Origin of the sequence: Megamonas rupellensis DSM 19944, assembly GCF_000378365.1 — a bacterium.
Taxonomy (GTDB): domain Bacteria; phylum Bacillota; class Negativicutes; order Selenomonadales; family Selenomonadaceae; genus Megamonas; species Megamonas funiformis.
Genome location: NZ_KB899584.1, coordinates 1 through 25,932 on the forward strand (window position 1 = coordinate 1; position 25,932 = coordinate 25,932).

Below are 25,932 nucleotides of genomic sequence, written 5' to 3' on the forward strand. Positions count from 1 at the left end.
AATAACTTTTTGCTTAAAGATAGGAGTATATTTACGATTTTTATGAAGAAGTTGTGAGATGCCACCATTTTCATAATGAAATATCCATCTGCAAAGAGAAGCTGTGTTTGGCATGTTTAGAATTTTAGCTACATGAGAAATAGAATCTCCTTTTAAAACCATTTTAATTGCTTTAACTTTAAATTCATTTGAGTATTTAGTCATAAAAAAACTGCACCTCCAAAAGTTGTTTTTTGTCCAACTTTTGGGGTGCAGTTCAAAAATCTACCACTTTTTTATTTATTAATATATTTAAACATAATAAATTGATTTTGTTATTTATTTGATAGATAATAGATATAAATATGGATAAAGAGGTGAAAGCTGGAAACAGCGAATTTATGTTAAAAGCAGTTATTTTTGATTTTGATGGTACAATAGGAGACACTTTAAAATTAGTTATTGAGTCAATCAGAGAAGCAGTAAGTCCTTTTATGGATAGAGAATTATCTGATGATGAAATAGCAGATACATTTGGACCTATAGAAGAAGGTAGTATTTTAAAATTTGTAAATGAAAAAGACTATGAAGAAGCTTGTAAACGATTGTATGATGCTTATGCAAGATTACATAAAAAAATAACACCAAAACCATTTATAGGTGTTGTGGATTTAATAAAATATTTAAAAAGTAAAAATCTCATTGTAATTTTGGCTACAGGTAAAGGTGCAAAAACTTGTGAAATATCTCTAAAACAGTATCAGATGGAAAATCTTTTTGACAAAGTGAAAACTGGTTCTATAAAAGGTGGTATAAAACCGCAAATGATGCAAGAAGTCATAGATGAATACAATTTATCAGCAGATGAAGTGATTTATATTGGTGATGCGCCAACTGATATTGATGCAGCTAGACAAGTTGGTGTAAAAATAGCTTCTGTATTGTACGGAACAAGAATAGAAGAAGATGCTGTAAAAGCTAAAAATCCAGATGTAATTTGTTATTCTATTGAGGATGTTAAAAAGTATTTAACTAGTTTGATTTAAGAGAAAAATAAATATTATTATTTTGTTATAATTTCATTAGAAATAGCCTATTTTCTTGTGTATTTTACTGTTTTGTGGTATTTTTAATACTAGCTGTAAGAATATATACAGCCTTTCTCATTTATTTAGATATATATTGAATGAGAAAGGATTTTTTTATTGTTGAAGATGGGAGGTACTATTATGGAAAAAGATATTACAAAAAAAATAAAACCATTTATAATTTATAGTGTTCCTATAATTCTACTTATAGCTGTTGTGGCTATTTTTGGTGTATATAAATGGAACCAGGGACAAGGAATTATTAATATTAATGATGCAAAACTCACAAGTTCTAAAGTTATGGTTGTAGCTCAAAATGATGGAACATTGACAGAGCTTTTGGTAAATGATGGTGATAAGGTAGAAGCAGGTCAAGTTATTGCTAAAATGAAAGTAGTTGTAACACCTGAACAAATTGAAGCTTTGCAAAAGGCATATGACGAAGCAAAAGTAAATTATGATAATTTAGAGCAACAAGTAAAAGCTTCTATGGTAGTAAGTCAGCCAGTAGTTACAAGTTCTTCGACAGGAAATATAGCAGCGGCTCAAGCTAGATTAGATGCAGCTGCAGCAAATAAACAGAAGATGGATAAATTATATTCTATAGGTGCTGTAAGTGCGACACAATATGCGGAAGCACAATCAGAATATGCAGCAGCACAAAGTGCTTTAGCGGCAGCAAGTACACCACAAGTTGTAGAGCAACAAGCAAGTGTGTCTTCTGCTCCATCTAAAGAATTATCAGAAGCATTAGCTACAGCTCAAATTCAATTAAATCAAGCAAAAGCAGCTTTAGACCAAGCTCAATCTGATGATAATTTTGCCGATATTACAGCTCCAGTTAGTGGTATTATATATTTAACTGATTTTAAACAAGGTGATGAATTAAAACAAGGCGATGTATTTATCAATGTGGGTAATACTAAAAATTTATGGGTAGAAGCACCACTTACAGAAGAACAATATGCTAAAGTACATCAAGGTCAATTTGTTCATTATTCTGTTGATGATATGGATTTAACAGGTACTGTCTTAGAGGTAACACATCAAGATAGTGAAGATGAAGAAAATAAAAATTTAGTTACAGCAGCAAAAATTTCTTTCCCTGATGAATTAAAAGATAAAGTTTTACCTGGTGCTGATGTAACAGTTCAAATAACAATAGATAGATAATAGTTTATGAAATAGAAACAACAATGGACGGTGAAAACTTTGCTGTTAAAGCGATTAGAAGCGTATGGATTTAAATCATTTGCAGATAAATTAGAAGTAGAATTTGATGAGGGCATAACAGCAATTGTAGGGCCTAATGGGAGTGGTAAGAGTAATATTACAGATGCCATTCGTTGGGTTTTAGGGGAACAAAACGTGCGCAATTTGCGTGGAAATAAGGCAGAAGATATTATTTTCACAGGTAGCTCCACAAGAAGACCTCTTGGTGCAGCGGAAGTTTCCGTTACTTTTGATAATAGTGATGGTAAATTGCCTATAGATTTTCAGGAAGTAATGATTACAAGACGCATATTTCGTTCCGGTGAAAGTGAATTTTTAATCAATAAGACAAAGTGTCGTTTAAAGGATATTTATAATTTATTTGCCGATACAGGACTGGGTAAAAATTCTATAAGTGTTATTAGTCAGAATAAAGTAGATGAAGTTTTAAATACAAAGCCAGAAGAGCGAAGATATTTCTTTGAAGAATGTGCGGGAATTACTAAATATCGTGAACGAAAACGCGAAGCTGTGCGCAAATTAGATAATACACAGGCAAATGTTGTACGTTTAAATGATATTGTAAGTGAGATTGAAAAACAGTTAGAACCTTTAAAAGAACAAGCTGATAAAACTAGACGATATAATGTCATTAATAAAGAATATAAAGATTGTAGACTCACGCAGATTTTGTATAAATATGAAAATCTTTCAGATGAAAATAATAAATTGGATTTAGAGATAAAAGGTTATGAACAAGAAAGAGCTTCATTAGAGGCCACAGTTTCTGTTTCTGAAAGTGAAAAAATCGCTAAAAAAAGTGAGATAAATAAATTAGAACAGAAAATAAAATTGCTTGGTGAAAATAATCAAAAAATCCATGAAGAAATAGAACGCAGTCGCAATCAAGCCACTTTATTACAAGAGCGTATACGACAGAGTTGTCAGTCTCAACAGCGTTTAGAGGAAAGACAAAATCAGACAAAAGAAGAATTAAAAATATCTTTAGCTGATGGAGAAGAATTGAAAAGAAAAGCTCAAATTGCTAATAATACTGCAGATAAATTGGAACTTGCCCTGCAAGAAGAAAATTCAAGTGTACAAAAAGTAGAAAATGATATTAAAGCGAAAGAAGAAGAAATTAAATTAAAGCAAGAGCAAGATAATGAAAAGCGCAAGCAGATAGAAGAACAAAATAAGGTATTATTATTGTTAAAGCGAGATATGTCTGATATAGATGTAAATATTGAAAATCAGCATAGTGCACATAAAAATGCAATTAATGAAAAAATAGAAAAAAATACAGCTAAGGAATTATTACAGGTAGAGATTGATAATATCAATAAAAAGGTACAGGCTAAGCAAGAAAGTATCAATTCTCAACAAAGTAATTTAGATGAACTTATAAAAGTTTGCAAAGAGGCTACAGAATTTATCAATGAAACTCGCCAAAATGTGCGTATGGCAGAGGAAAAAGTAAAATTTTTCCAGGAAATGCAAGCATCATATGAAGGGTTTGGCAAGGCTGTAAAAAGAGTTTTAAAAGCAGATAAATCATGGCAAAAAGGTATTTGCGGTGCTGTAGCTGAATTGATAAAGGTAGAAGATCCTTTTATTACAGCTATTGAAGTAGCTCTTGGCTCTGCTATGCAAAATGTAGTTACTAAAGATACAGATACTGCAAAATCAGCAATTAATTATTTGAAAGAAAATAAATTTGGTCGTGTAACTTTTATGCCACTGACTACTGTTCAGCCACATAAAAATAAACGCACTGAAATTGAACCAGGTAAACATGGTTTTATCGCTTATGCAGATGAACTTGTAAATATTGATGAAGAATATAAAGTGATAACTCAATCTTTATTGGGTAGAATTTTAGTAGTTGATGATGTGGATAACGCTTTGAAATTAGCTAAGTTATATGATTATCGTTTGCGTATCGTAACTTTAGAAGGTGAATTATTGCAACCTGGTGGTGCTATTGCTGGTGGTAGTAGCCAAAGCAAGGAAGCAGGTTATTTACATCGTAAAGGTGAGTTATTAGAATTAAAAGATTATCTAGCTAGTGAGCGTAAAGTATTGCGTGATGCGAAAAATAAATATGAAGATGATGAAGCAAAACGCGTGGCTTTAGCAGAAAATATCAACCGTTTGCAAAAAGATTGGCAAGAGTTATCGTTACTATTAGCACAGAAAAAAGTAGAATTTAAGCAATTAGAAAATTGGTTTGTAAATCAAGAAGATATCTTAAAAGCTATAGATAATCGCATATCTGCTTTAATCGTGAAAAAAACAGCTATCGAAGCAGATATTGAAAAACAAACAGCTAAAATTGCTCAAATGGAAGCTCAAGTTGATGAAAAACAAAATCTTTATGAAGATATTTATAGTGAGATTGAAGTATTGAAACATGATTTAAAAATTCGTCAACAAAAGGTAATGCAAAAACAAATTAGTTGTACAGAGGCAAGACAAGAAGTGATTCGCTATAATGATAAATTGAATTTGCTGACAGGACAGGCAGAAAGATTTAAGGCATTTTTAGCTGATAGTGATAAAGAAATGGCTGGATTACAAAAAGTCATTGATGATAGTTTAGCTGAATTAAAACAATTAGAAGAATCTGTAGCTAATTTAAAAAAGTTAAAAACTGATGGTAAAGAAGAATACGATACTTTATATAAAAGACAATTAGGTATGCGAAGTGAATTATCTGATATGGACGAAGAACGAGCTAAAATTGCAAGTAAAGTAGGCGTTATCAAGGATAAAATTCATAAATGTGAAGTAAGTGTAGCTAAATTAGAAACTGAAATTAAGCAGTGCTTACAAAGTATGCAAGAAGAATATGAATTGACTCCACAAGAAGCTTTAAATCATCGTTTAGAACTTGATGAAAATGAGTTGAAATCTAAATTAAAGAAATTAGACAAAGAATTAAAAGAAATCGGCCCTGTAAATCCAAATGCTATCAACGAATATGAAACATTAAATGAACGTTATAGCTTTATGAGTAAACAAATTGAGGACTTAGTCAAGGCTAAAGAAGATTTAACGAAAATCATTGAACAGATAGATAAAACAATGTCTACACAATTCGGTTTAGCTTTTGATAAAATAAAAGTATATTTTAATGATATTTTTAAACGTTTGTTTGGCGGTGGCAATGCAAAATTAATTTTAACAAATAAAGAAGATATCTTAAGTTCAGGTATTGAAATTGAAGTAGAACCACCAGATAAAAAACCACAGAGTCTAGCTGTATTATCAGGTGGGGAAAGAACGCTTACAGTTATAGCATTACTGTTTGCATTTTTCACTTATAATCCTGCACCATTTAGTGTATTAGATGAAATTGATGCTCCATTAGATGAAGCAAATGTCAAACGTTTCGCGAAGTTTTTAAAAGATTATGCCAAACGCACTCAATTTATTTTAGTAACACATCGTAAGGGAACAATGGAGTCTGCTGATGTTATGTATGGTGTAACTATTGAAGATGCTGGTGTATCTAAGTTGATATCTGTTCGTTTAGAAGATTTTGAGGAAAGAGGTTAAAAGATGGGATTTTTTAGTAAATTAAAAGAAGGTCTTACAAAAACACGTAAATCTCTAACAGAGAAAATTGAAAAAGTAATTATTGGTTATGCTGATATTGATGATGATTTATTAGATGAATTAGAAGATGCTTTAATTCAAGCTGATGTAGGGGTAAAAACTTCTTTACAATTAATGGACGATGTTCGTGCTGGTATTAAGAAAAAACAGATTAACTCTCCAGAAGATTTAAAACCATTCTTGATTAAACGTATTACAGAAATGTTAAATGAAGGTTCTGATGAAACAAACATTGCTAAATCTGGGCCTACAGTAATTTTAGTAATCGGTGTAAATGGTGTAGGTAAAACTACAACTATTGGTAAATTAGGTAGATATTATAAAGAACAAGGCAAAAATGTCATGTTTGCAGCAGCAGATACTTTCCGTGCAGCGGCTATTGACCAATTAGAAATTTGGGGTCAAAGAGTAAATGTTCCTGTGATTAAACATGAAGAAGGTTCAGATCCAGCAGCAGTAGTATTTGATGCTGTGAAAGCTGCTATCGCAAGAAAAGTGGATATACTCATCATTGATACAGCAGGACGTTTGCATAATAAAGCTAATTTAATGACAGAATTAAATAAAATTCAAAGAGTTATTAAACGTGAAATAGCAGAAGCTCCACATGAAACATTATTAGTATTAGATGCTACAACAGGACAAAATGCAATTAGCCAAGCTGAATTGTTCACAAAATCAGCTCCTATTTCTGGATTGGTATTGACTAAATTAGATGGTACTGCTAAGGGCGGTGTAGTAATTGGCTTAAAATCTGAACTTAGTATGCCAGTAAAATGGATTGGCGTAGGTGAAGGTATGGACGATTTACGACCATTTGTAGCTAATGACTTTGCAGCGGCTTTGTTTAACCAAAAAGTAGAAGAATAATATAATTAAATAATTGTTTATTTGATGATAATAAAAATAATAAAAAGAGGATAAGTATAAAACTTATCCTCTTTGTTTTTAGTAGATTGTTTTGTCTGTTTTTTGTGCAAAGTTATCAAAGGATTTTATAGTGATATCTCTACCAAATTGTTCTAAATCTAAAACGGAGATATCTTGGCATTTTCCTTCAATATAGTTGTAGATGAAATCATCTCTAAAACCAATTTTATCAGCATCTTTAGCTGTGTTTCCATAATAAACTTTTTTAATGTTTGCCCAGATAGTAGCAGAAAGGCACATTGGACATGGATAGCAAGATGTATAGAGTTCACAACCTGTTAAATCATGAGTACCTAAATTTTGACAAGCATCACGAATAGCTTCAACTTCAGCATGACAAGTTGGATCATGTTTTATAAGTACACGATTATGACCGCGACCTACGATTTTGCCATCTTTTACAATAACTGCACCGAAAGGACCACCTTCATTAGTTGTTAAATTACTATCAGCTTCTTGAGTTGCAATAAGCATAAATTCTTCTTTAGTCATAAAAAATCTCCTATTCATAATAAAATATATAGGAAAAAATAATGTTTTTATTTTTTGCCTATATAAATATAAATTAAAAGCAGTAAATATGCAATAATCTTTTGGTTTTTAATAGATATTTTTATTTTTAAATAGATAGATATGATTTCTTATGATAAAATAACTAAGGAATTTTTTATTTATTTATGAAAGCGAGGACAAAATGAAAAAGTTTTATGACGTAGAAGAAAAAGTGCCTTTGTTGCAAGGAATTCCACTTAGTTTACAACATTTGTTTGCTATGTTTGGTTCTACAGTGTTAGTTCCTTTTTTACTTCATGTAAATCCAGCAACAGCTTTATTTATGAATGGTATAGGTACAATTTTGTATTTAATCATTTGTAAAGGGAAATTACCTGCTTATTTAGGTTCTAGTTTTGCATTTATTTCTCCAGTTTTAGCAGTACTTGCTACTAGTGGACTTAGTTATGGCGATGCTCAAGGTGGATTTATAGCATTTGGTTTATCTTTTATTATTTTATCTTTTGTTGTGGGTAAATTAGGTACAGCTTGGATTGATATTATTTTGCCACCAGCTGCAATGGGTGCGGTAGTAGCAGTAATTGGTCTTGAGCTTGCACCACTTGCTTTGGATATGTCTGGTTTTATCAGTGATACAATGCAATCTCAAGGCATTCCAAATGAGCTTGCAATGATTACTTCTGTATTTACATTAGCTGTGGCAATTTTGGCTTCTGTAATTGGTAGAGGATTTTTAAGTGTAATTCCTGTATTAATTGGTGTAATTGCAGGATATATTATGGCTTTTTGTTTAGGTATTGTAGATTGGTCTGGTGTAGAAGCTGCTAGTTGGGTACAAGTACCAACTTTCTATGAACCAACTTTTAATATTCACGCTATCATGATTATCATGCCTGCATTGTTTGTAGTTTTTGCTGAACATATTGGGCATGTAGTTGTTACAAGTAGTATTGTAGATAGAGATTTAATTAAAAATCCAGGACTTAATCGTTCTTTATTTGCTGATGGTGTTTCTAATGTTTTATCTGGTTTTGTAGGCTCAACTCCTAATACTACTTATGGCGAAAATATGGGCGTTATGGCTATTACTCGTGTTTATAGTGTATGGGTAATTGGTGGAGCTGCTGTTTTTGCTATTCTTTTCTCTTTTATTGGTAAAATTGCTGCTATTATTCATGCTATTCCAGTACCAGTAATGGGCGGTATTTCTGTATTATTATTTGGTGTTATCGCTTGTTCTGGTATACGTATGCTTATAGAGAAGAAAGTCGATTATACTAGTACGAAAAATATGATACTTACTGCCGTAACTATGATAAGTGGTCTTAGTGGAGCTGCTGTAAATATCGGTCCTGTACAATTAAAAGGTATGGGTCTTGCTGTTGTCTGTGGCATGATTCTCAGCTTATCGTTTTATGTTTTTGGTAAATTAGGTATAGCTAATAAAGAATAAAGCAAAATAAAAACTCATGGGTATTTTAATCCATGAGTTTTTATTTTTATAATTATCTACATATTTATCAAATAGTGGAAAAGTTATTTTAGAAATATACAATTGTTAAAGTTAAATAATACAGAAGTATATATCTTTTCATCAGTAATCGCATTCAAATACAACTCTTGTTAAAGTTAAATTTGGAATTATTTTGTTTTTCTATATTAGCTTTATAACATTCAAATACAACTCTTGTTAAAGTTAAATTTTGAACCCACACCACTAAGTGCAGACTGTGCTTCTATTCAAATACAACTCTTGTTAAAGTTAAATAGCTGTAGGTACATCATATTTCATTTGTATAAACCCAATTCAAATACAACTCTTGTTAAAGTTAAATGCACATTTAGGATTTAAAATTGTTTTTTATATATATTCAAATACAACTCTTGTTAAAGTTAAATAATAAAATTTAAATTTAAATCAAATACACCCCGTGTATTCAAATACAACTCTTGTTAAAGTTAAATTTTACTAGACAAAAAATAAATAAGTTATGGTCTAATTATTCAAATACAACTCTTGTTAAAGTTAAATCTGTACCAAACCATCTATCGTATGGTTCTTCGCTACATTCAAATACAACTCTTGTTAAAGTTAAATGATGTTCTTGGAGCCCTTCATAAAAATTTTTAGATTATTCAAATACAACTCTTGTTAAAGTTAAATTTTTAAATGAACCAGTTATTAGATTAATAAAATGGATATTCAAATACAACTCTTGTTAAAGTTAAATCTGCTGTTTTTAATACACCAACTGTACTTTTTACAGAATTCAAATACAACTCTTGTTAAAGTTAAATGCTAGAAAAATCAGTATTTGTGATTTTCATTATACTATTAAAAGTATTGATATACAAGGATATTGATATTTTTTACCAGCGATAATGGTAATTTTAAAGATTTTATAAAAAGCCTTATTTTTCAGGTAATGAAAAGCTTTTTTAAGAATTTAGCTGGTAAAATTAGAGATAAAATATCTTTGGCAAGTAGCATTTCTTTGGATTATTTCATCTTTTTTTCAAAGAGAAAATAATTATCTATACATGGATTGGGTTTATCATTTATATGATTGGGCATATTTTTTTCTTTGTGATATTTATTGAAAAATTCTATTATATGAAATCCGCATTTATTTATATAAAAATGTATATTTCTTTGTTCAAAATATGGCGTAATTGTTCTCCATGTGATTGTATCGGGATATTTTTTCTCAATGGTTTTCCATGTTGCAAGACCCAAGCCGTCTCCATGATATTTTGGTGATATGAAGAATAAATCTAAAGAATTATGATGAGTATTTTTATCTATCATGAGAACAACACCGCCGGCACATTGATTATTATAAATAATGTGGAAAACTTCTGCATTTTTAGCAGTAAGTGAGGATAATATATCATTTTTAGATGGAAGATATTCATTTGTGCCAAATTTTTCAATAATTGCAGGAGAAAAAGCCTCTTGTAAATTTTTGATAAATGTAGGATATTCTTTGGGAATTACTGGTTTTAATTCAATATCAAGGTTTTGGGACATAAAAAATTCCTTTCTATTAGTTTAATATGATTAAATACCATAAATAGTTTTACATAAATTAATGCCTGTTTTAGTTTTAAAAATTCTGTTTAATGCATTTTCTATAGCTTGTTTTGGGCAATTATCTTCATAAAGATTTACTAAGAAATCTGCTTCTATTAGGATTTGGTAATCTAAATCGTCAATATTATTGTAAGTATGATGATGAGCAATCAAGAAACATACTCTATCTATTACAGCAGTATCTACTTGGAGTTTTTCAAGTATTTCTCTAGCAGGTGCAGGGCCTTCTAATTCTTGATATTTGCCATTGCTACTGTTGTATTTTTGCTCAGCAATTTTTATGCCAATATCATGCATCAAGCCAGCGATTTCTAAAATATATAATTTATCTGAGGGTAAGTTTTCTTGTTCTGCTATGAATTTTGCAAAGCTATGTACTTTGAGAAAATGTTGAATACGTTTAGGGTCGCCCTGATAATAATTAATCATTTCTATTAATACATTATTTATATTTGTCATAATAAAAGCCTCCTAAGTATAGTTTTGTTTCAGAAAATAGAAATCAAGAAAAAATTTTAATTTTATTTTAATACAATTTTAATATGATATACAAGCATAATCAGTATAAATTTTGTATAATTATTTTTGTAGTGCAGGATTTTAAAAGGGTTTATTAGAATTTAATAAGTATAATAAAATATAGGAGAATAAAAATTATGTTTAGTTTTATTATGTTTTTAGCAGTTATAACGACTATTTTGGCTTTTATTGGGTTTGATATGATAACACATTTTAGTGATATTGTGAATTTGATAGGAGCGGTAGCTTTAGGTGTAGGCGTCTTTTTGACATTTAAACCAAATAAAAAAAAGCAGATTAGTTTAGATTTAGATGATAGTGAAAATAGTAAATTATTGCAGGAAAGTTATCAAAAAGCGTTAGAGGATTATAATTATATAAAAGGTTCATTGAAATATATTAGAGATAGTGAATTAAAAATGCATGTGCAAGATATGCAAAAGGTATCTTTGAATATTTTACAATATCTACAAAAACATCCAGAGAAAATTACTCTAGCTAGAAGATTTATCGATTATTATCAAGATACTGTGGCTGGTTTAATTGAAAAATATGTAGAAATAGAAAATACGCAGTTAAATACAGATAGTGTAAATGATATAAAGGAAAGAACAAAAAATACTTTATATGGATTGAGTAATGCTTATACAGAACAATTTGAAAAATTGATAAATGACCAGTTATTAGATATGGATGCGGAATTAAAGGTCATGGAAAATACAATAAAAGCAGATGGTTTTGATGTGAAAAAGCAAGACCGCACTCAAGAGATAAAATCTGGCTTTAGCTATAGACGTAAAATTTGTATGCACGATAAACCTATGCAGAAAATGCGTTGGCAATTAAAACATTTACCAGAAAAATTTTTTGATAGTGATGAAGTTTTGCGTAAAAAATTAATTGCTGGAGGTCTAGGAATTTTATTTGGCGGTTTTGGCGCACATAAATTTTATTTAGGCAAAACTTTTATGGGCATTTTTTATTTATTATTCTCATGGACAGGCATACCTTTTATTGCGGGATTTATAGAAGGTATACGCTATTTATTTATGGATAAAGAAGATTTTTATCGCAAATTTTTTGATAATATGAATAGAGGGTGAAACTTATGGCAGATATTAGTTTAGATGATTTAATCAAAGCAAAAACACAGACAATGGACAATAATGCTGATGCTCAAAATTGGCAAGTAATGACAAAAAAAGAAGAAATTGAGCAGGTTACAAAGCAAACAGAATTGATTTCACCAGAAGATAGAAAACGTATTGATGAAATAAAAGAAAATATAGATTTAACGAATTCACAGACTTCGGTACAATATGGCATAAATGCACAACGAAATATAGCGGAGTTTTCAGATAGTATTTTGAATAATATTCGCAGTAAAGATAGTGGGCATGTTGGCGATTTATTAAGCAATTTAGTAGTAAAAGTAAAAGGTTTTGATGTAGATAGTAAAAATAGTGGTGGATTTATAAAGAAAATTCCTATTTTAGGCTCATTAGTTGGCAGTGCTAAAAGTATGATGGCAGAATATGATAAATTATCTGTACAGATTGATAAGATACAAGGCGAATTAGATAAAGCCCGCATGAGCATGATGAAAGATATTGTGATGTTTGATACTATGTATCAACGAAATTTAGAGTATTTTAAAGAATTGCAGTTATATATTAAAGCTGGCGAAGAAAAAATCTTAGAATTGCAACAGCATACTATTCCTAAATTGCGTATGGAAGCTGTAAATTCTCAAAATCAAATGGCAGTGCAGGTAGTCAGTGATTTTGAAAATGCTGTCAGTCGTTTTGAGAAAAAAGTTCATGATTTGAAATTGAGTAAAACAATAGCTATACAGACAGCACCACAGATACGTCTTATTCAAAATAATGATAAAGTTTTAGTTGATAAGGTGCAAAGTGCTATTTATAATACTATTCCATTATGGAAAAGTCAGATTGTGATTGCACTTGGTTTATCTAGACAGCAAAAAGTTTTACAGATGCAACGTGAAGTAACAGATACTACAAATGAATTATTGCGACGTAATGCTGAAATGTTGAAACAAAATACAATAGAAACAGCACGTGAAACAGAACGTGGAATTGTAGATATCGAAACTGTAAAAAAAGTAAATGAAGATTTGATTTCTACTATTGAAGAAACTATTAAAATTCAAAAAGATGGACGTGAACGTCGTAAATTAGCAGAAGCTGAACTTGTACAAATTGAAAATAAATTAAAACAAACTTTATTGGCTCATCGTTAAAATATCATTAAATAAGCTATAAAAAATATAAAAAGGATAATCCTAAAATAAGTGGATTATCCTTTTTGTTATCAATAAAAATTATTTATTTAATGTATCTTGACAGAAATTGATAAAAGATTGAGCAGCTTTGGAGATATATCTATCTTTTTTCCATGCAAGTCCAACATCTACAAATATAGGGTCTTCTATTGGTAATGTTTTAATATGTGGTGTATCTTGAACTACGAAGTCTAAGAGAAATGCCATACCAACATTACTAGAAATAAGACCTTTTATCGTTTCAATTTGGTTTGATTCTAAGATAATATTTGGTTGAATATTGTGTTCTTTAAGTTTTTGTTGAATTAAATTACGGATAAAAGAACCTTCTTTTAACATAATTAAATCAATATTGCTTACATCGCTCCAAGATAAAGAATCTTTTTGAGCAAGTGGGCTATCTTCAGGAACACAAGCTACTACTTGGTTAGTAGACATTGGTAATAACTGTAAACTAGGAGAAGCATTGGAGATGATGACAATACCAAAATCTAATTCATCACGTTCTAAGGATTCACGAATAGACATAGAGCCTTTTTCATAAAGATAAATATCTAAATGAGCGAATTTTTTCTGGAAACCAGAGAAAATTTTTGGGAAAAGATATGCTCCGATCATAGAAGGAATACCAATTTTGATAGTGCCTTTTTGAAGTTGTTTATAGTCATTAACTTCTAAAACGGCATCTTGAATATTACGCAAAGCAAGTTCAATGCGATTTAAAAATACAGCTCCTTCTGGTGTGAGTGATAATTGTTTTTGGCTACGTTCAAAAAGTTGTATGCCAAGTTCTGCTTCTAATTTTTTTATAGCAACTGTAATATTTGGTTGAGAAACAGAAAGCCGTTTGGCTGCTCTAGTAATATTTTTCAAACGGCTAGTCATTTGAAAGTATTCTAGTTGTTTAAGTTCCATATAATCCTCCTATTGAAAATATCTTATGTATAATAAATTTTATTAATTAACACATAGATATTATAGCATAAAAATAGCATATATCCAATATTTTATTTATTATAAATGTTTTTTGCCATAAGTTTTATCTATTATATTGCTTTTATGTTAAAATATAAAAAATTTTTTAAAAATTTTGGGAGGAATAGTGAATTTTTTGGAGAAATATATATTCATATAGTAATTTTAGGTAATAAATTTTATGACAAATAAACATAAATAAAAGTGAGGTTGATTACAATGATGAACAACTATTCTAGCCAGGACTTTTTATCAGTTGCAAGAAGAATTACTTATGATGCAACAATTCCAGAGTTACTTGAAGAAGCGGTTAGAAATCATGAAGGACGTTTATCTGACAAAGGTGCGATTTGTGTAACTACTGGTAAACATACAGGTCGTTCACCTAAAGATAGATTTATTGTTGATACTCCAGATATTCATGATTTAATACATTGGTCAAATACAAATCAACCATGTTCGGAAAATACATTTAATCGTCTTTATGAAAAAATGAAAGATTATGCTAAAGACCATCAATTATTTGTAACTGATGCTTTAGTTGGTGCAGACCCTGCATACAAATTACAAATAAAATGCATTAATGAGCATGCTTGGCATCATTTATTCTTAAAACAATTATTCATTAGACCAAAAACTAAACTTACTACACCTGCTGAATTTACACTTATTTGTATGCCTAGTGTAAAAGCTAATCCAATTGAAGATGGTACACATTCTGAAACTTTTATTATTGTTAATTTCAGCAAAAAAATGGTATTAATCGGTGGCGGTGCTTATGCAGGTGAAATGAAAAAAGCTATTTTCTCTGTTATGAACTTCATTCTTCCTCAACGTGGTGTTTTATCCATGCACTGCTCTGCAAATGTAGGTAAAGATGGAAATTCTGCATTATTCTTTGGTTTAAGTGGTACAGGTAAAACAACTTTATCTGCTGACCCTAATCGTTCCTTAATTGGTGATGATGAACATGGTTGGAGTGAACATGGTATCTTCAATGTTGAAGGTGGTTGCTATGCAAAAACTATAAAAATTACACCTGAAAGTGAACCAGAAATTTATAATGCAATTCAATATGGAACTGTTTTGGAAAATGTTTATATCAATCCATATACTCGTGAACCAGATTTCTTTGATGCTAGATTTACACAAAATGCGCGTACAGCTTATCCAATAGAAAATATTCCAAATGCCATCGTACCAAGTATGGCAGGTCATCCAAATGCAATTATCTTTTTGACTGCAGATGCTTTTGGTGTATTACCTCCTATTGCAAAACTCACTAAAGAACAAGCTATGTATCACTTCTTATCCGGTTATACAAGTAAAGTTGCTGGTACTGAACGTGGTATTACAGAACCACAAGCAACATTCTCTATTGGTTTTGGTGAACCATTCTTCCCATTACCACCATTACAATATGCTAGATTATTAGGTGAAAAAATTAATCAATATAATACTAGTGTATATCTTGTTAATACTGGTTGGACTGGCGGTCCATATGGTGTTGGTAAACGTATGGAATTAAAATACACTAGAGCTATGATTTCTGCTGCTTTAGATGGTAAATTAGATGATGTTACTTGGACTAAACATGAATATTTCCAATTAAATATTCCAGATAGCTGCCCAGGTGTACCAAGTGAAGTATTAAATCCAGAAAATACTTGGATGGATAAAAAAGCATATAAAAATCAAGCTGAAAAATTAGTAAGATTGTTTGCTGAAAATGTTAAACGTTTCGCTGGTGAAATGCCAGAAGAAATTTTAAATGCTGGACCAAGACTTGAAGACTGAGAAGAAATTGGTTTTTGTAGAAAAATTATAAATATGATTTTAAAGTTTTTAGGCAATAAATAAATTTAATGGCGATAACTTAATTAATGAGAAAAGACTACCAAAAATAAATATGGTAGTCTTTTTTTACTTATTTTTTATTTAAATCTTTATTGATGATTGGCATGATTTCATCTTCATCAGGTGTTACATATAAAGTTTTATTATTTGTAAAGATAACAAAACCAGGTTTAGCTCCTGATGGTTTTTTTAGATATCTACATTCTACATAATCAACAGGAATTTTTGAAGAGCCACGTGCTTTGCTGAAATATCCTGCGATTTGGGCAGCTAAAAATAGAGTATCCTCATCTACTTCATCGCCTTTAGTATCAATGATGACATGAGAGCCAGGGATATCTTTTGTATGCAACCAAATATCATCGCTATGTGCTGTTTTAAAAGTGAGTTTATCATTTTGATAATTGTTTTTGCCAACGAATAAGAACATTCCATTAGGTAGAGCAAATTTAAATGGTTTAGATGGAGCAATAGAAGCTTTTTTCTTATTTTCAGGTGGTAAAAATCCAGCTTTAATCATTTCAGCTTTGATATCTTCAATATCGGCTATAGTAGTACAAGCATCTATAGCAGTTTCTATGGTTAGGGCATATTCTCTATCTTTTTGGCAACGTTTTATTTGGATTTCTAACATTTGTGTAGAACGTTTTAACTTATCGTATTTTTTATAATAAGCTTGCATATTTTGAATTAGAGTTAATTTCGTATCCAATGCAATAGTTATAGGTGCATAATTTTCATCATAAATATTAGCTACAGAAATTTCTTTGTCTTGATGGTCTTTAAATTGGTATTGATAAGTCATTAAGTTATCAGCTTTTATTTTATATTTTTCAGCTTTTTGCGCTTTAGCTAATTCTTCTGTAAGAATTTTTTCTTTTTTAGTTAAACGATTAATTTCATTATGGATTGTTTTACGATAGAAATCTTTTTCTGGTAAATTATAATAGCTGTTAGTATAGTTTTTGGAATCTTCTAATAGAGCATTAATATCTATATATGTTTTAAGGGTGAAATCTTTTTCGTTAAAAATATGCAAAGCAAATGGTGCCATGGCTTTAATTTTACGTTTTTTATCTAAGACTAATGTTGGCGAAAAATTTTTTTCTTGATACATGATTTTTAATTCATCAATGATATTAGTTATAGAAGAAAAATCCATTTCGTCCATATCTTTTATCAATAAATCGTTACTAAAGCCAGCTAAAAAGATGATTTCTTTTGCTGTTATTGGCCCAAAGCCCAATCCACTAGCGATGATTGCTTGATATAATGTCGCTTCTTGATATGTTTTTAAGCGTTCAATAAATGAATTTGTATCGGTAGTTAAAATATTTATTTTGTCTTGAATAGGTGGGACTTCATAATTTTGACCAGGTAAGACAGTACGCACGCGGTTGCTATTTTCACCTACACGGCGAAAGGCTTCAATAATAGTTCCGTCTTGCATTAAAATAAGATTGCTATATTTTCCCATAAGTTCAGCTATTAAAGTTTTTGTAATGATAAGACTTTTTGGCCCTAAGGTATCAATATCTATTAAAATCATGCGGTCTAAACCATATTGAGAAATAGAGGCGATGCGACCACCTTCTAATTGTTTACGTAAAACCATGCAGAAAACTGGTGGTTCAGGTGGATTATCTGGCTGAAATTCAGTTATATTTGCCATAGGATTTTGAGGATTTATAGAAAGATATAAAATATATGTCTGTCTAGGCTGGCGAATATATAAATAAATATCTTGTTTGTTTGGTTGGCAGATTTTATCTATTCTACCACCTGCTAATTTGTCGTTTAGTTCATTTATTAAAGGATTTAATGAAAATCCATCTAAGCTCATAGTTTAATTCATTCCTTTCGTTAATTTCTTAGTTTAAGAAATTAATATCTAAAATATTATATCATAGGTATTTTTATTTGATAAATTATTAATTGAGCAGTTTTTGCTAAGTTTTTTGTCATTAATTAGTATTTTCTTTAAAAAGATGAATAATTATAATAATATGAGCAGGATTGTTGATATTTAATAGCGAATTAATATTAGTTATAGTTATAATATAATAATTTAGTTATTATCTATAATGAGCCTGAATAGATTTTAAATTTGTAAAAATAAATACATTGTTTTAATAATGTGTTTAAGGAGGATTTTATCATGGAATTTAATTTTTCTAAATGGCAAGCTTGTGGAAATGATTTTGTATTAGTAAATGCTTTCAATAATGAAGATATCAGTGAAATAATTGCAAATGCAGAAAAAATTTGTGATCGTCATTTTGGTGTAGGTGCCGATGGTGTTATATTTATTTTGCCATCTAAAATAGCAGATTTTCGTATGCAAATCATCAATAGTGATGGCAGTGAAGCTGAAATGTGTGGCAATGGTATACGTTGCTTTGCCAAATGTGTAAAAGAAGCTAATCTTACAGATAAAAATAAATTCACTGTAGAAACTGGTGCTGGTATAATCGTTCCTGAAATTATGGAAGATGGCACTGTTCATGTAGATATGGGTGAACCTATTTTAGAAGGCGATAAAATTCCAGTATCTGGCTTTGGCAATAATCAAGTAGTAAATGAAGATATCACCGTAGATGGTCAAACTTATAAAATGACTTGCGTATCTATGGGAAATCCTCATTGTATCGTTTTTGTTGATGATATTAATAGTGTAGAACTTGAAAAAATTGGTCCAAAATTTGAAACTAATCCAGTATTTCCTAAGAAAACAAATACAGAATTTGTAGAAGTAAAAAATGATAAATATGTTCGTATGCGTGTTTGGGAACGTGGTGCAGGTATTACTTGGGCTTGTGGTACTGGTTCTTGCGCTACATTAGTAGCTTGTGTATTAAATAAACGTACACAGAGAACAGCTCAAATTGAATTAGATGGCGGTATTTTAACAATACAGTGGGCTGATAATAATCGAATTTATATGACTGGCCCTGCTACAAAAGTTTTCACAGCAACATGGGCTGATTAATAATCTTAATTAGGTTTGGGGAGGTATTTTTTTGATAAGAAGTATGACGGGCTTTGGCTCAGCAACTTTTGATAATGGAATATATAAAATTGGCGTAGAAATGAAAGCGGTAAACAATAGATATCGCGACATTTCCATTCGTATGCCAAGTGGACTACGTGCTTTAGAAGCAAGTATAGTTGAGGCTTTAAATAAATATGCTCTTCGTGGAAAAATAGATATTTACATTAATTTTGTAAATAACAATGAAGAAAATAAAAAGTTAGCCATTGACAAAGATTTATTGATTGCTTATTATAAAAGCTTACAGGAAATCAATACAACTATTAAAAGTGTAGATAAAAAAGCAAAATTAAAAAATATATCTTTAATAGATTTGGCAAATTTTCAAGGCGTGATAAATTTAGCTGATGATAGTTTAGATTTAGAAGCGATAAAACCATTATTAGTGGCTACTGTAGAAGAAGCTACAGAAGAATTTGTCAAAATGAAATGTATTGAAGGTGAAAATCTAAAAAAAGATTTACTTCGCCGTTTAGATATCATTGCTAAGCATACAGAAAAAATAAAAGTAATAGCTCCTGAACGCTTAGTAAATTATCGAACTCAATTGATAGAAACACTTAAATCTTTATTGAGTGAGCAAAATATTGATGAGAATAGAATAATCCAAGAATGTGCGATAATGGCAGATAAAATGGATATTACAGAAGAAATTGTACGCATGGGAAGTCATTTACAGCAGTTTAAGGCTAGTTTGGAAATGGAAGGTAATATTGGTCGTAAATTAGATTTTATTGTCCAAGAAATGAACCGTGAAACAAATACAATGGCTTCTAAAGCTAATAATGCTGAGATTGCTAATTTAGTAGTAGAGATTAAAGGTGAATTAGAAAAAATTCGTGAACAAATCCAAAATATTGAATAGGTAAAAATAGGTAAAAGTTATGCAGGCAAGATTAGTTAATATTGGTTATGGTACAATCATAGCTGTAGATAGAATTATCGCAGTTGTCGCTCCAGAGTCAGCACCAATAAAGCGTATAGTCCAAGAGGCAAAAGAGTTAAAGAATTTAATTGATGCCACTTATGGACGTCGTACACGTTCAGTGATTATCATGGATAATTCGACTGTTGTTTTATCGGCTGTACAGCCAGAAACAATAACAAATAGAGTAAATATGGATATTATAAAAGAAAAGGGTAGAGTAAATGAAGAATAAGGGTAATTTAATCGTTATTTCTGGACCATCTGGTACAGGAAAAGGGACTGTTTGCAAAGAATTATTAAAAGCACAGCCAGAAATTGTATTTTCCATATCAGCAACAACACGTAAACCTAGACCAGGCGAAGTGAATGGTAAGGATTATTGGTTCTTATCTAAAGAAGAATTTCAGCAAATGATAGCAGAAAATCGTTTGTTAGAATGGGCTGAAGTTTATGGAAATTATTATGGAACTCCAGCAGATAAAGTACGCGAAGTATTGGAAAGTGGTAAAGATGTATTACTTGAAATCGATACTCAAGGTGCTTTAAATGTACAGAAAATGTTTTTAAAAGAAGGTACATTCATCTTTTTATTACCTCCTTCTCTTGCAGAACTTGAAAAACGCATTCGCGGACGTGGTACTGAAACTGAAGAAGCAATAAAACGTCGCCTCAGCGCTGCTATTGAAGAAATTCCATGCGGAAATAATTATGATTACATCATCACTAATGAAGTTGTCAGTGATGTTGTAAATAAAATTTTGCATATTATTGAAGCTGAACGCTGTGCAGTGTATAATAATTTAGATAAACTTGTTCAACTTGAAAATGAAAAAGTTTAAATTAAGATATTGCAAAGGAGCGATTTATAATGGATATAGTACATCCTTCTATGGACCAACTTTTACCAAAAGTTGATAGCAAATATACTTTAGTAGTTTTAGCAGCTAAAAGAGCTAGACAAATTTTAGCAGGTTCTCCTGTAAAATCCGTACTTCAATCTCATAAAGATGTTACAAATGCTTTAGAAGAAGTTGCAGAAGATAAAATTACTTTTGCACGTGTGAAAAAAAGCATTTAATTTAAAATGAAAGGCAAGCTAATACTTGCCTTTTTTGCTAATTAAGACGGTAAATATTAATTTATTTTATATAAGAGGTTTATTATGTTAAAAGGCAAAAATATCTTATTAGCAGTTTGTGGTGGTATTGCGGTTTATAAAGTTGTAGATGTAGCTAGTAGACTAAGAAAATTAGGCGCTAATGTACATGTAGTAATGACTAAAGAAGCTACAAATTTTGTTACACCACTTACATTTCAAGAAATCAGTGGAAATCCTGTAAATGTTTCTATGTGGGATAAAGTTACAAATTGGAATGTAGAACATATTGCTCTTGCTAATTTGGCGGATTTAGTTTTGATTGCACCTGCAACAGCAAATATTATTGGTAAAATAACAAATGGTATTGCTGATGATATGTTATCCACTGTGATTATGGCGACTAAAGCACCTGTTTTTGTCGCTCCTGCAATGAATAGTAATATGTATCAAAACCCAATAACACAAAAAAATATAAATACTCTTCGTGAATATAATTATCATATTATTGAGCCAGCAAGTGGTCATTTAGCTTGTGGTGTAAATGGTATAGGTAGACTTCCTGAACCTATTACTTTGGTAGAGACTATAAAAGATTATGTTGAAAAACAAAATAATCAGTCTTTAAAAGGCAAAAAAGTGATTGTAAGTGCAGCAGGTACAAGAGAACCTATTGACCCTGTTCGCTACATCAGTAATCGTTCTAGTGGAAAAATGGGATATGCTATTGCTACAGAAGCTGCTAGTAGAGGTGCTGAAGTAGTTTTAGTTTCAGGTATTACAAATATTAAAGCACCTGAAAATGTAAATTTAATAAAAGTAGAGTCTGCACGTGAAATGCAAAAACATATTGAAGAACATTTTGCAGATTGTGATATTACAATAATGTCAGCAGCTGTTTCAGATTATCGTGTAAAAGAAGTAGCTAGTCAAAAAATAAAAAAATCTGATGAAGTCATTACTATTGAGCTTGTAAAAAACCCAGATATTTTGAAAGGTTTAGGCGAGAAAAAATCAGATAAACAGTATTTAGTTGGCTTTGCTGCTGAAACACAGAATGTTGAAGAATATGCTAAAGGCAAATTACAGCGCAAAAATCTTGATATGATTGTAGCAAATGATGTAAGCCAAGCTGGTGCTGGATTTAATGTAGATACTAATATAGCTAAAATCATCACTCGTGATGGAGAAATAAAACAAGCTCCACTTATGCAAAAGGCAGAACTTGCTAAATTGATTTTAGATACAATTGAAGAAAAAATGAATAAATGATAAATAAAAACTCCTATTAGTTTTTGAAGCTAGTAGGAGTTTTTTATAATTAGTTATTATGATAAAATATAAGTTAAATGATGTAAAAAAATAAATAAAGAAGGTATTTATATGTTTGATAATTTAAAATTAGGTTTTATTGGTTTTGGCAATATGGGACAAGCTATAGCTACAGGTTTAATCAATCAAGGAGCTATACAGGGCAATCAAATTTTTGCTTGTGCTAAGAATTGGGATAAACTTTGTAAAAATACACAGGAAAAACAAGTCAATCCTTGTAAAAGTGCAAAAGAAGTTGTTGATAATGTAGATATGGTTATCATAGCTGTGAAACCATATATGATAGAAGAAGTTATTACTCCAATAAAAAAAGAATTACAAGAAAAAATTGTTATTTCTATTGCAGCAAATTTTCCTTTTGCTAAATATGAGCAAATTCTTTTACCAAATACACATCATTTAAGTACAATACCAAATACGCCAGTAGCCATAGGTGAAGGTATTTTTATTTGTGAAAATACACATTCTTTGAGTGATGAAGAATTAGATTTATTTACAAAATTATTCTCTACAATTTCTATAGTTCAATTTGTAGAAACTAAACAATTATCCATTGGCGGAACTGTAGCAGGTTGTGGCCCTGCTTTTGCTAGTATGTTTATAGAAGCTTTAGCTGATGCTGGTGTAATGCATGGACTTGCTCGCCCTGTAGCTTATAAATTAGCAAGTCAAATGATAGTGGGAACTGGTAAATTGCAATTAGCTACAAATAATCATCCAGGTGCAATGAAAGATGCAGTATGTTCACCTGCTGGTACTACTATTGTGGGTGTAGCAACTTTAGAACGTAAAGGCTTTAGAAGTGCAGTGATTGATGCTATTGATGCTATTGATGCTATTGAAAACAAATAAATTTATATAAAAATATGATATAATATAACTAATAATTATTCAAAGTGAGGCGATAAATATGAAAAGATGGAAAAAAGTTTTAGCTCTTAGTGCTATGGGTTTAATTTTAACGGGTGCAAGTTATCAATTACCTATGGATAATACAGCACAGGCAAGACCATTACCTAGAGCTGAAAGAGTATCACCACAAATGCGTATTAATAATGAAATGCAAAATATAAGTGAATATTTTGGGGTAGATAAGCAAACATTAGTAACGTATTATAATAATGGTTGGGAAATGCCGGAACTTCGTAGAGGTGCTTTCTTAGCATATGCTTCACATAAATCTTTTGATGATGTTATGAATTTAAGAGAGAATAATTCTTGGGGTCGTGTAGAATATTTAATTGGGCTTACACCAAATGATTTAAAGGCAACACAAGATGATATTATATCAACACAGATAGCTAATAAATTAGATATAAATAAAAGTATTGTAACTTTTTTAGTTAAACAGAATTATGAAGTAGATGAAGTTATTCATGGCATACTTTATTCTATGTATGTAGATAAATCTCCAGCTGATATTATAGAAATGCATAATCCACCAACATCTAATTGGGAAGTGGTGGCAGATGATTTGGGTATTACTCAAGAAGAATTAGATGAAATACATCAAAAAATGGAAACATTGGATTTAGGCATGATTAAAGGCCCAAAAAGACCTGGAGAAATGAGATTTTAAAATTAAATAGCATAAATAAAAATAAGCACTAATTGATATAGTGCTTATTTTTTATGGAGTAATTTATTTTATTAGAAGAAACATGATTTTCCAATAAATTCCCTTAGTATAGAATTATTTGGTACATCATCATCATTTGAAATGTCTTCAAAGTAATCAAGAAAATCAATCAAGCGTTTAGATATATTATATTCTGGTAAATCAGGTGTGATTTTTTCTAATAAAGGTTTAGCGTATTTCTTTAAAATACCTAATTCATAAATTAGAGCAGAATTAAACATGACATCTGCATTTTCTTGGAATGGGAAAATATTTTTATCTTCACCTTTGCGCACATCAGGCCATTGTTTAATCGTTTTTAAAGCGTGAGCACCTCTAAATTGATTATCGCGAACAATACGGCGAATAATGCGAGCAGCTGTAGTAGGAATGCGGTTGTGTGCATCTATAGCTAATTGAGTTAAGGCACTGACGTAAATTTTATATTTTACATGAGAAGGAATATCTCTTGTTAATTCATCATTTAAACCATGAATACCCTCAATGATAATAGGTTGATTAGGCTCTAATTTTACAACATGATTTTTCCATTCACGATAGCCTGTGGTGAAATTATAAACTGGTAATTCAACGCTCTCTCCTTTTAATAATGCCATCATATGTTTATTGAATAATGGCAAATCCAAAGCGTTTATAGATTCAAAATCATATTGACCTTCAGGTGTTTTAGGAGTTTTATCTCTATCTAAGAAATAATCATCTAAAGATATAGATAGAGGATTTATACCATTGACAAGTAATTGAATGCGCAATCTTTGAGCAAATGTTGTTTTTCCAGAAGATGATGGACCAGCTATTAAAATTAAACGAAGGTCTTCTATAGATTCAACTATATGATCGGCAATTTGAGCGATTTTCTTTTCGTGTAATGCTTCGGAAATACGAATTAATTCACTAATTTTATTTGAGTGAATATATTCATTCAAATTGGTCACGTAATTACATTTTAAAATGTAAGACCATCTATCGGCTTCGCTTAATATCATAGATAATTTCTTTTGTTTCATCTTTGGCGGAATTACATTAGGATTGCTGATTAAAGGTGTTCTAACAATCAATCCTGGCTCATAAAAGTCTATAGCGAATTTATCTAATAATGAAGTGTTATAAAGCATTGGACCATAAAGATAATCATAATAGCCTGCGCAGTAATAAAGGCTTACATAGTCTTGCTTTAAGGATTCAAGAAGTTTTGATTTAGCGATTTGTTGAGATTCTCTAAATAAAGCAACAGCATCTTCACGAGGTAAAATGCATTTTTTTATATCTTTTGCTTTAGAAACAAATTCAAACATTTTTTCTTGAATTTTGCCGACCATTTCTAGCGTTAAATCACCTTTAGGCAATAATTCACAATAAATACCATTATTTACGGAATGTTCTACTACTACCTCTTTATCAGGATAAAGCATATTTACAGCAGCCATCATGATAAATAAAATACTTCGTTGATAAGCTTGGACACCATCTTCAGTGGTCATATCAATGAATTCTACTTTGTCTTCTGGTGTAACTTGCGTTTGTACATCACGTAGGACATTATTTATTTTTACTGCTGTTATCAAATTTTTGTGATTTTTCTGTTCTTTTAAGACAGTATCTAATAATGAGTATTTTATTTGGCAATCCATAAAGAACACCTCCTAATTTTTCTTAAATATATTATAACAAAAACATTATAGAAACGATAATATTATTTTAAAAAATAAGGCAATGATTTTATACTTTTATAAACAAAAAACGCACCTCCAAAAGTTGGTTTTTATCCAACTTTCAGGGTGCAGTTGTT

General features: G+C 30.4%; 23 protein-coding genes and 1 CRISPR repeat array. Of the genes, 16 read left to right on the forward strand and 7 right to left on the reverse strand.

Annotated elements, in window-relative coordinates; genetic code table 11:
* Positions 1–204, reverse strand: a 204-nt coding sequence (locus tag F553_RS0107755; protein ID WP_018999669.1) for a transposase, incomplete at its 3' end; no start/stop codon positions are given.
* Between the two features lie 140 nt (positions 205–344).
* Here F553_RS0107755 and F553_RS0107760 point away from each other — a divergent pair.
* The 4 genes from F553_RS0107760 to ftsY all read left to right on the forward strand — a co-directional run bounded on the left by F553_RS0107760 (position 345) and on the right by ftsY (position 6,770).
* Positions 345–1,025 (forward strand): HAD family hydrolase, encoded by a 681-nt coding sequence (locus tag F553_RS0107760; RefSeq protein ID WP_244263950.1) that lies wholly within the window; start codon positions 345–347, stop codon positions 1,023–1,025.
* A gap of 183 nt (positions 1,026–1,208) precedes the next feature.
* Complete coding sequence (locus tag F553_RS0107765; protein WP_018999671.1) at positions 1,209–2,240, forward strand: HlyD family secretion protein; 1,032 nt, start codon at positions 1,209–1,211, stop codon at positions 2,238–2,240.
* A gap of 39 nt (positions 2,241–2,279) precedes the next feature.
* Positions 2,280–5,840 (forward strand): chromosome segregation protein SMC, encoded by a 3,561-nt coding sequence (gene smc / locus F553_RS0107770; RefSeq protein WP_018999672.1) that lies wholly within the window; start codon positions 2,280–2,282, stop codon positions 5,838–5,840.
* A gap of 3 nt (positions 5,841–5,843) precedes the next feature.
* Complete coding sequence (ftsY, locus tag F553_RS0107775; protein WP_008537707.1) at positions 5,844–6,770, forward strand: signal recognition particle-docking protein FtsY; 927 nt, start codon at positions 5,844–5,846, stop codon at positions 6,768–6,770.
* 78 nt (positions 6,771–6,848) lie between these two features.
* Here ftsY and F553_RS0107780 read toward each other — a convergent pair whose 3' ends face one another.
* Positions 6,849–7,322 (reverse strand): nucleoside deaminase, encoded by a 474-nt coding sequence (locus tag F553_RS0107780; RefSeq protein WP_008537708.1) that lies wholly within the window; start codon positions 7,320–7,322, stop codon positions 6,849–6,851.
* A gap of 202 nt (positions 7,323–7,524) precedes the next feature.
* Here F553_RS0107780 and uraA point away from each other — a divergent pair, with 202 nt between their 5' ends.
* Positions 7,525–8,796 carry a uracil permease gene (uraA, locus tag F553_RS0107785; RefSeq protein ID WP_015562292.1) on the forward strand — a complete coding sequence of 424 codons (1,272 nt, stop codon included), beginning with the start codon at positions 7,525–7,527 and terminating at the stop codon, positions 8,794–8,796.
* A 152-nt stretch (positions 8,797–8,948) separates the two neighbouring features.
* Positions 8,949–9,641: a CRISPR direct-repeat array (repeat unit 30 nt; unit sequence ATTCAAATACAACTCTTGTTAAAGTTAAAT).
* 202 nt (positions 9,642–9,843) lie between these two features.
* On the opposite strand, the gene F553_RS0107795 is transcribed toward uraA, so the two are convergent.
* Positions 9,844–10,374 carry a GNAT family N-acetyltransferase gene (locus F553_RS0107795; protein ID WP_018999673.1) on the reverse strand — a complete coding sequence of 177 codons (531 nt, stop codon included), beginning with the start codon at positions 10,372–10,374 and terminating at the stop codon, positions 9,844–9,846.
* 30 nt (positions 10,375–10,404) lie between these two features.
* Positions 10,405–10,896 (reverse strand): HD domain-containing protein, encoded by a 492-nt coding sequence (locus F553_RS0107800; protein ID WP_018999674.1) that lies wholly within the window; start codon positions 10,894–10,896, stop codon positions 10,405–10,407.
* 197 nt (positions 10,897–11,093) lie between these two features.
* Between F553_RS0107800 and F553_RS0107805 the strand changes: the two genes are divergently transcribed.
* Positions 11,094–12,059: a 5-bromo-4-chloroindolyl phosphate hydrolysis family protein gene (locus F553_RS0107805; RefSeq protein ID WP_018999675.1), complete on the forward strand. Its 966-nt coding sequence runs from the start codon at positions 11,094–11,096 to the stop codon at positions 12,057–12,059.
* 5 nt (positions 12,060–12,064) lie between these two features.
* Positions 12,065–13,222, forward strand: a complete 1,158-nt coding sequence (locus F553_RS0107810; protein ID WP_018999676.1) for a toxic anion resistance protein — start codon at positions 12,065–12,067, stop codon at positions 13,220–13,222.
* Between the two features lie 81 nt (positions 13,223–13,303).
* Here the strand turns inward: F553_RS0107810 and F553_RS0107815 are convergent, their stop codons facing one another.
* On the reverse strand, positions 13,304–14,179 hold the full coding sequence (locus F553_RS0107815) for a LysR family transcriptional regulator (protein WP_008537719.1): 876 nt from the start codon (positions 14,177–14,179) through the stop codon (positions 13,304–13,306).
* Between the two features lie 279 nt (positions 14,180–14,458).
* Here F553_RS0107815 and pckA point away from each other — a divergent pair, with 279 nt between their 5' ends.
* Positions 14,459–16,036: a phosphoenolpyruvate carboxykinase (ATP) gene (gene pckA, locus F553_RS0107820; protein ID WP_018999677.1), complete on the forward strand. Its 1,578-nt coding sequence runs from the start codon at positions 14,459–14,461 to the stop codon at positions 16,034–16,036.
* A gap of 130 nt (positions 16,037–16,166) precedes the next feature.
* On the opposite strand, the gene F553_RS0107825 is transcribed toward pckA, so the two are convergent.
* Positions 16,167–17,939: an Rqc2 family fibronectin-binding protein gene (locus F553_RS0107825; RefSeq protein ID WP_018999678.1), complete on the reverse strand. Its 1,773-nt coding sequence runs from the start codon at positions 17,937–17,939 to the stop codon at positions 16,167–16,169.
* Between the two features lie 315 nt (positions 17,940–18,254).
* Between F553_RS0107825 and dapF the strand changes: the two genes are divergently transcribed.
* The 8 genes from dapF (at position 18,255) to F553_RS0107865 (ending at position 24,083) form a co-directional block, all read left to right on the forward strand.
* The gene (gene dapF / locus F553_RS0107830; RefSeq protein WP_018999679.1) at positions 18,255–19,085 is read left to right on the forward strand and encodes a diaminopimelate epimerase; all 831 of its coding nucleotides are present in this window, start codon (positions 18,255–18,257) and stop codon (positions 19,083–19,085) included.
* Between the two features lie 31 nt (positions 19,086–19,116).
* Positions 19,117–20,013, forward strand: coding sequence for a YicC/YloC family endoribonuclease (locus tag F553_RS0107835; RefSeq protein WP_018999680.1), 897 nt, complete (start codon positions 19,117–19,119; stop codon positions 20,011–20,013).
* A 19-nt stretch (positions 20,014–20,032) separates the two neighbouring features.
* Positions 20,033–20,308, forward strand: a complete 276-nt coding sequence (locus F553_RS0107840; protein ID WP_008537806.1) for a DUF370 domain-containing protein — start codon at positions 20,033–20,035, stop codon at positions 20,306–20,308.
* Positions 20,298–20,915 (forward strand): guanylate kinase, encoded by a 618-nt coding sequence (gene gmk, locus F553_RS0107845; protein ID WP_018999681.1) that lies wholly within the window; start codon positions 20,298–20,300, stop codon positions 20,913–20,915. The genes F553_RS0107840 and gmk overlap by 11 nt, the downstream gene beginning before the upstream one ends.
* 29 nt (positions 20,916–20,944) lie before the next feature.
* Positions 20,945–21,154: a DNA-directed RNA polymerase subunit omega gene (rpoZ, locus tag F553_RS0107850; RefSeq protein WP_015562278.1), complete on the forward strand. Its 210-nt coding sequence runs from the start codon at positions 20,945–20,947 to the stop codon at positions 21,152–21,154.
* A gap of 84 nt (positions 21,155–21,238) precedes the next feature.
* Positions 21,239–22,444, forward strand: a complete 1,206-nt coding sequence (gene coaBC / locus F553_RS0107855) for a bifunctional phosphopantothenoylcysteine decarboxylase/phosphopantothenate--cysteine ligase CoaBC (RefSeq protein ID WP_018999682.1) — start codon at positions 21,239–21,241, stop codon at positions 22,442–22,444.
* A 111-nt stretch (positions 22,445–22,555) separates the two neighbouring features.
* Positions 22,556–23,356: a pyrroline-5-carboxylate reductase gene (gene proC, locus F553_RS0107860; RefSeq protein WP_018999683.1), complete on the forward strand. Its 801-nt coding sequence runs from the start codon at positions 22,556–22,558 to the stop codon at positions 23,354–23,356.
* 58 nt (positions 23,357–23,414) lie between these two features.
* Positions 23,415–24,083, forward strand: a complete 669-nt coding sequence (locus F553_RS0107865; RefSeq protein WP_018999684.1) for a hypothetical protein — start codon at positions 23,415–23,417, stop codon at positions 24,081–24,083.
* 71 nt (positions 24,084–24,154) lie between these two features.
* On the opposite strand, the gene F553_RS0107870 is transcribed toward F553_RS0107865, so the two are convergent.
* Complete coding sequence (locus tag F553_RS0107870) at positions 24,155–25,774, reverse strand: nucleoside kinase (RefSeq protein WP_018999685.1); 1,620 nt, start codon at positions 25,772–25,774, stop codon at positions 24,155–24,157.
* Between the last annotated feature and the right edge of the window lie 158 nt (positions 25,775–25,932).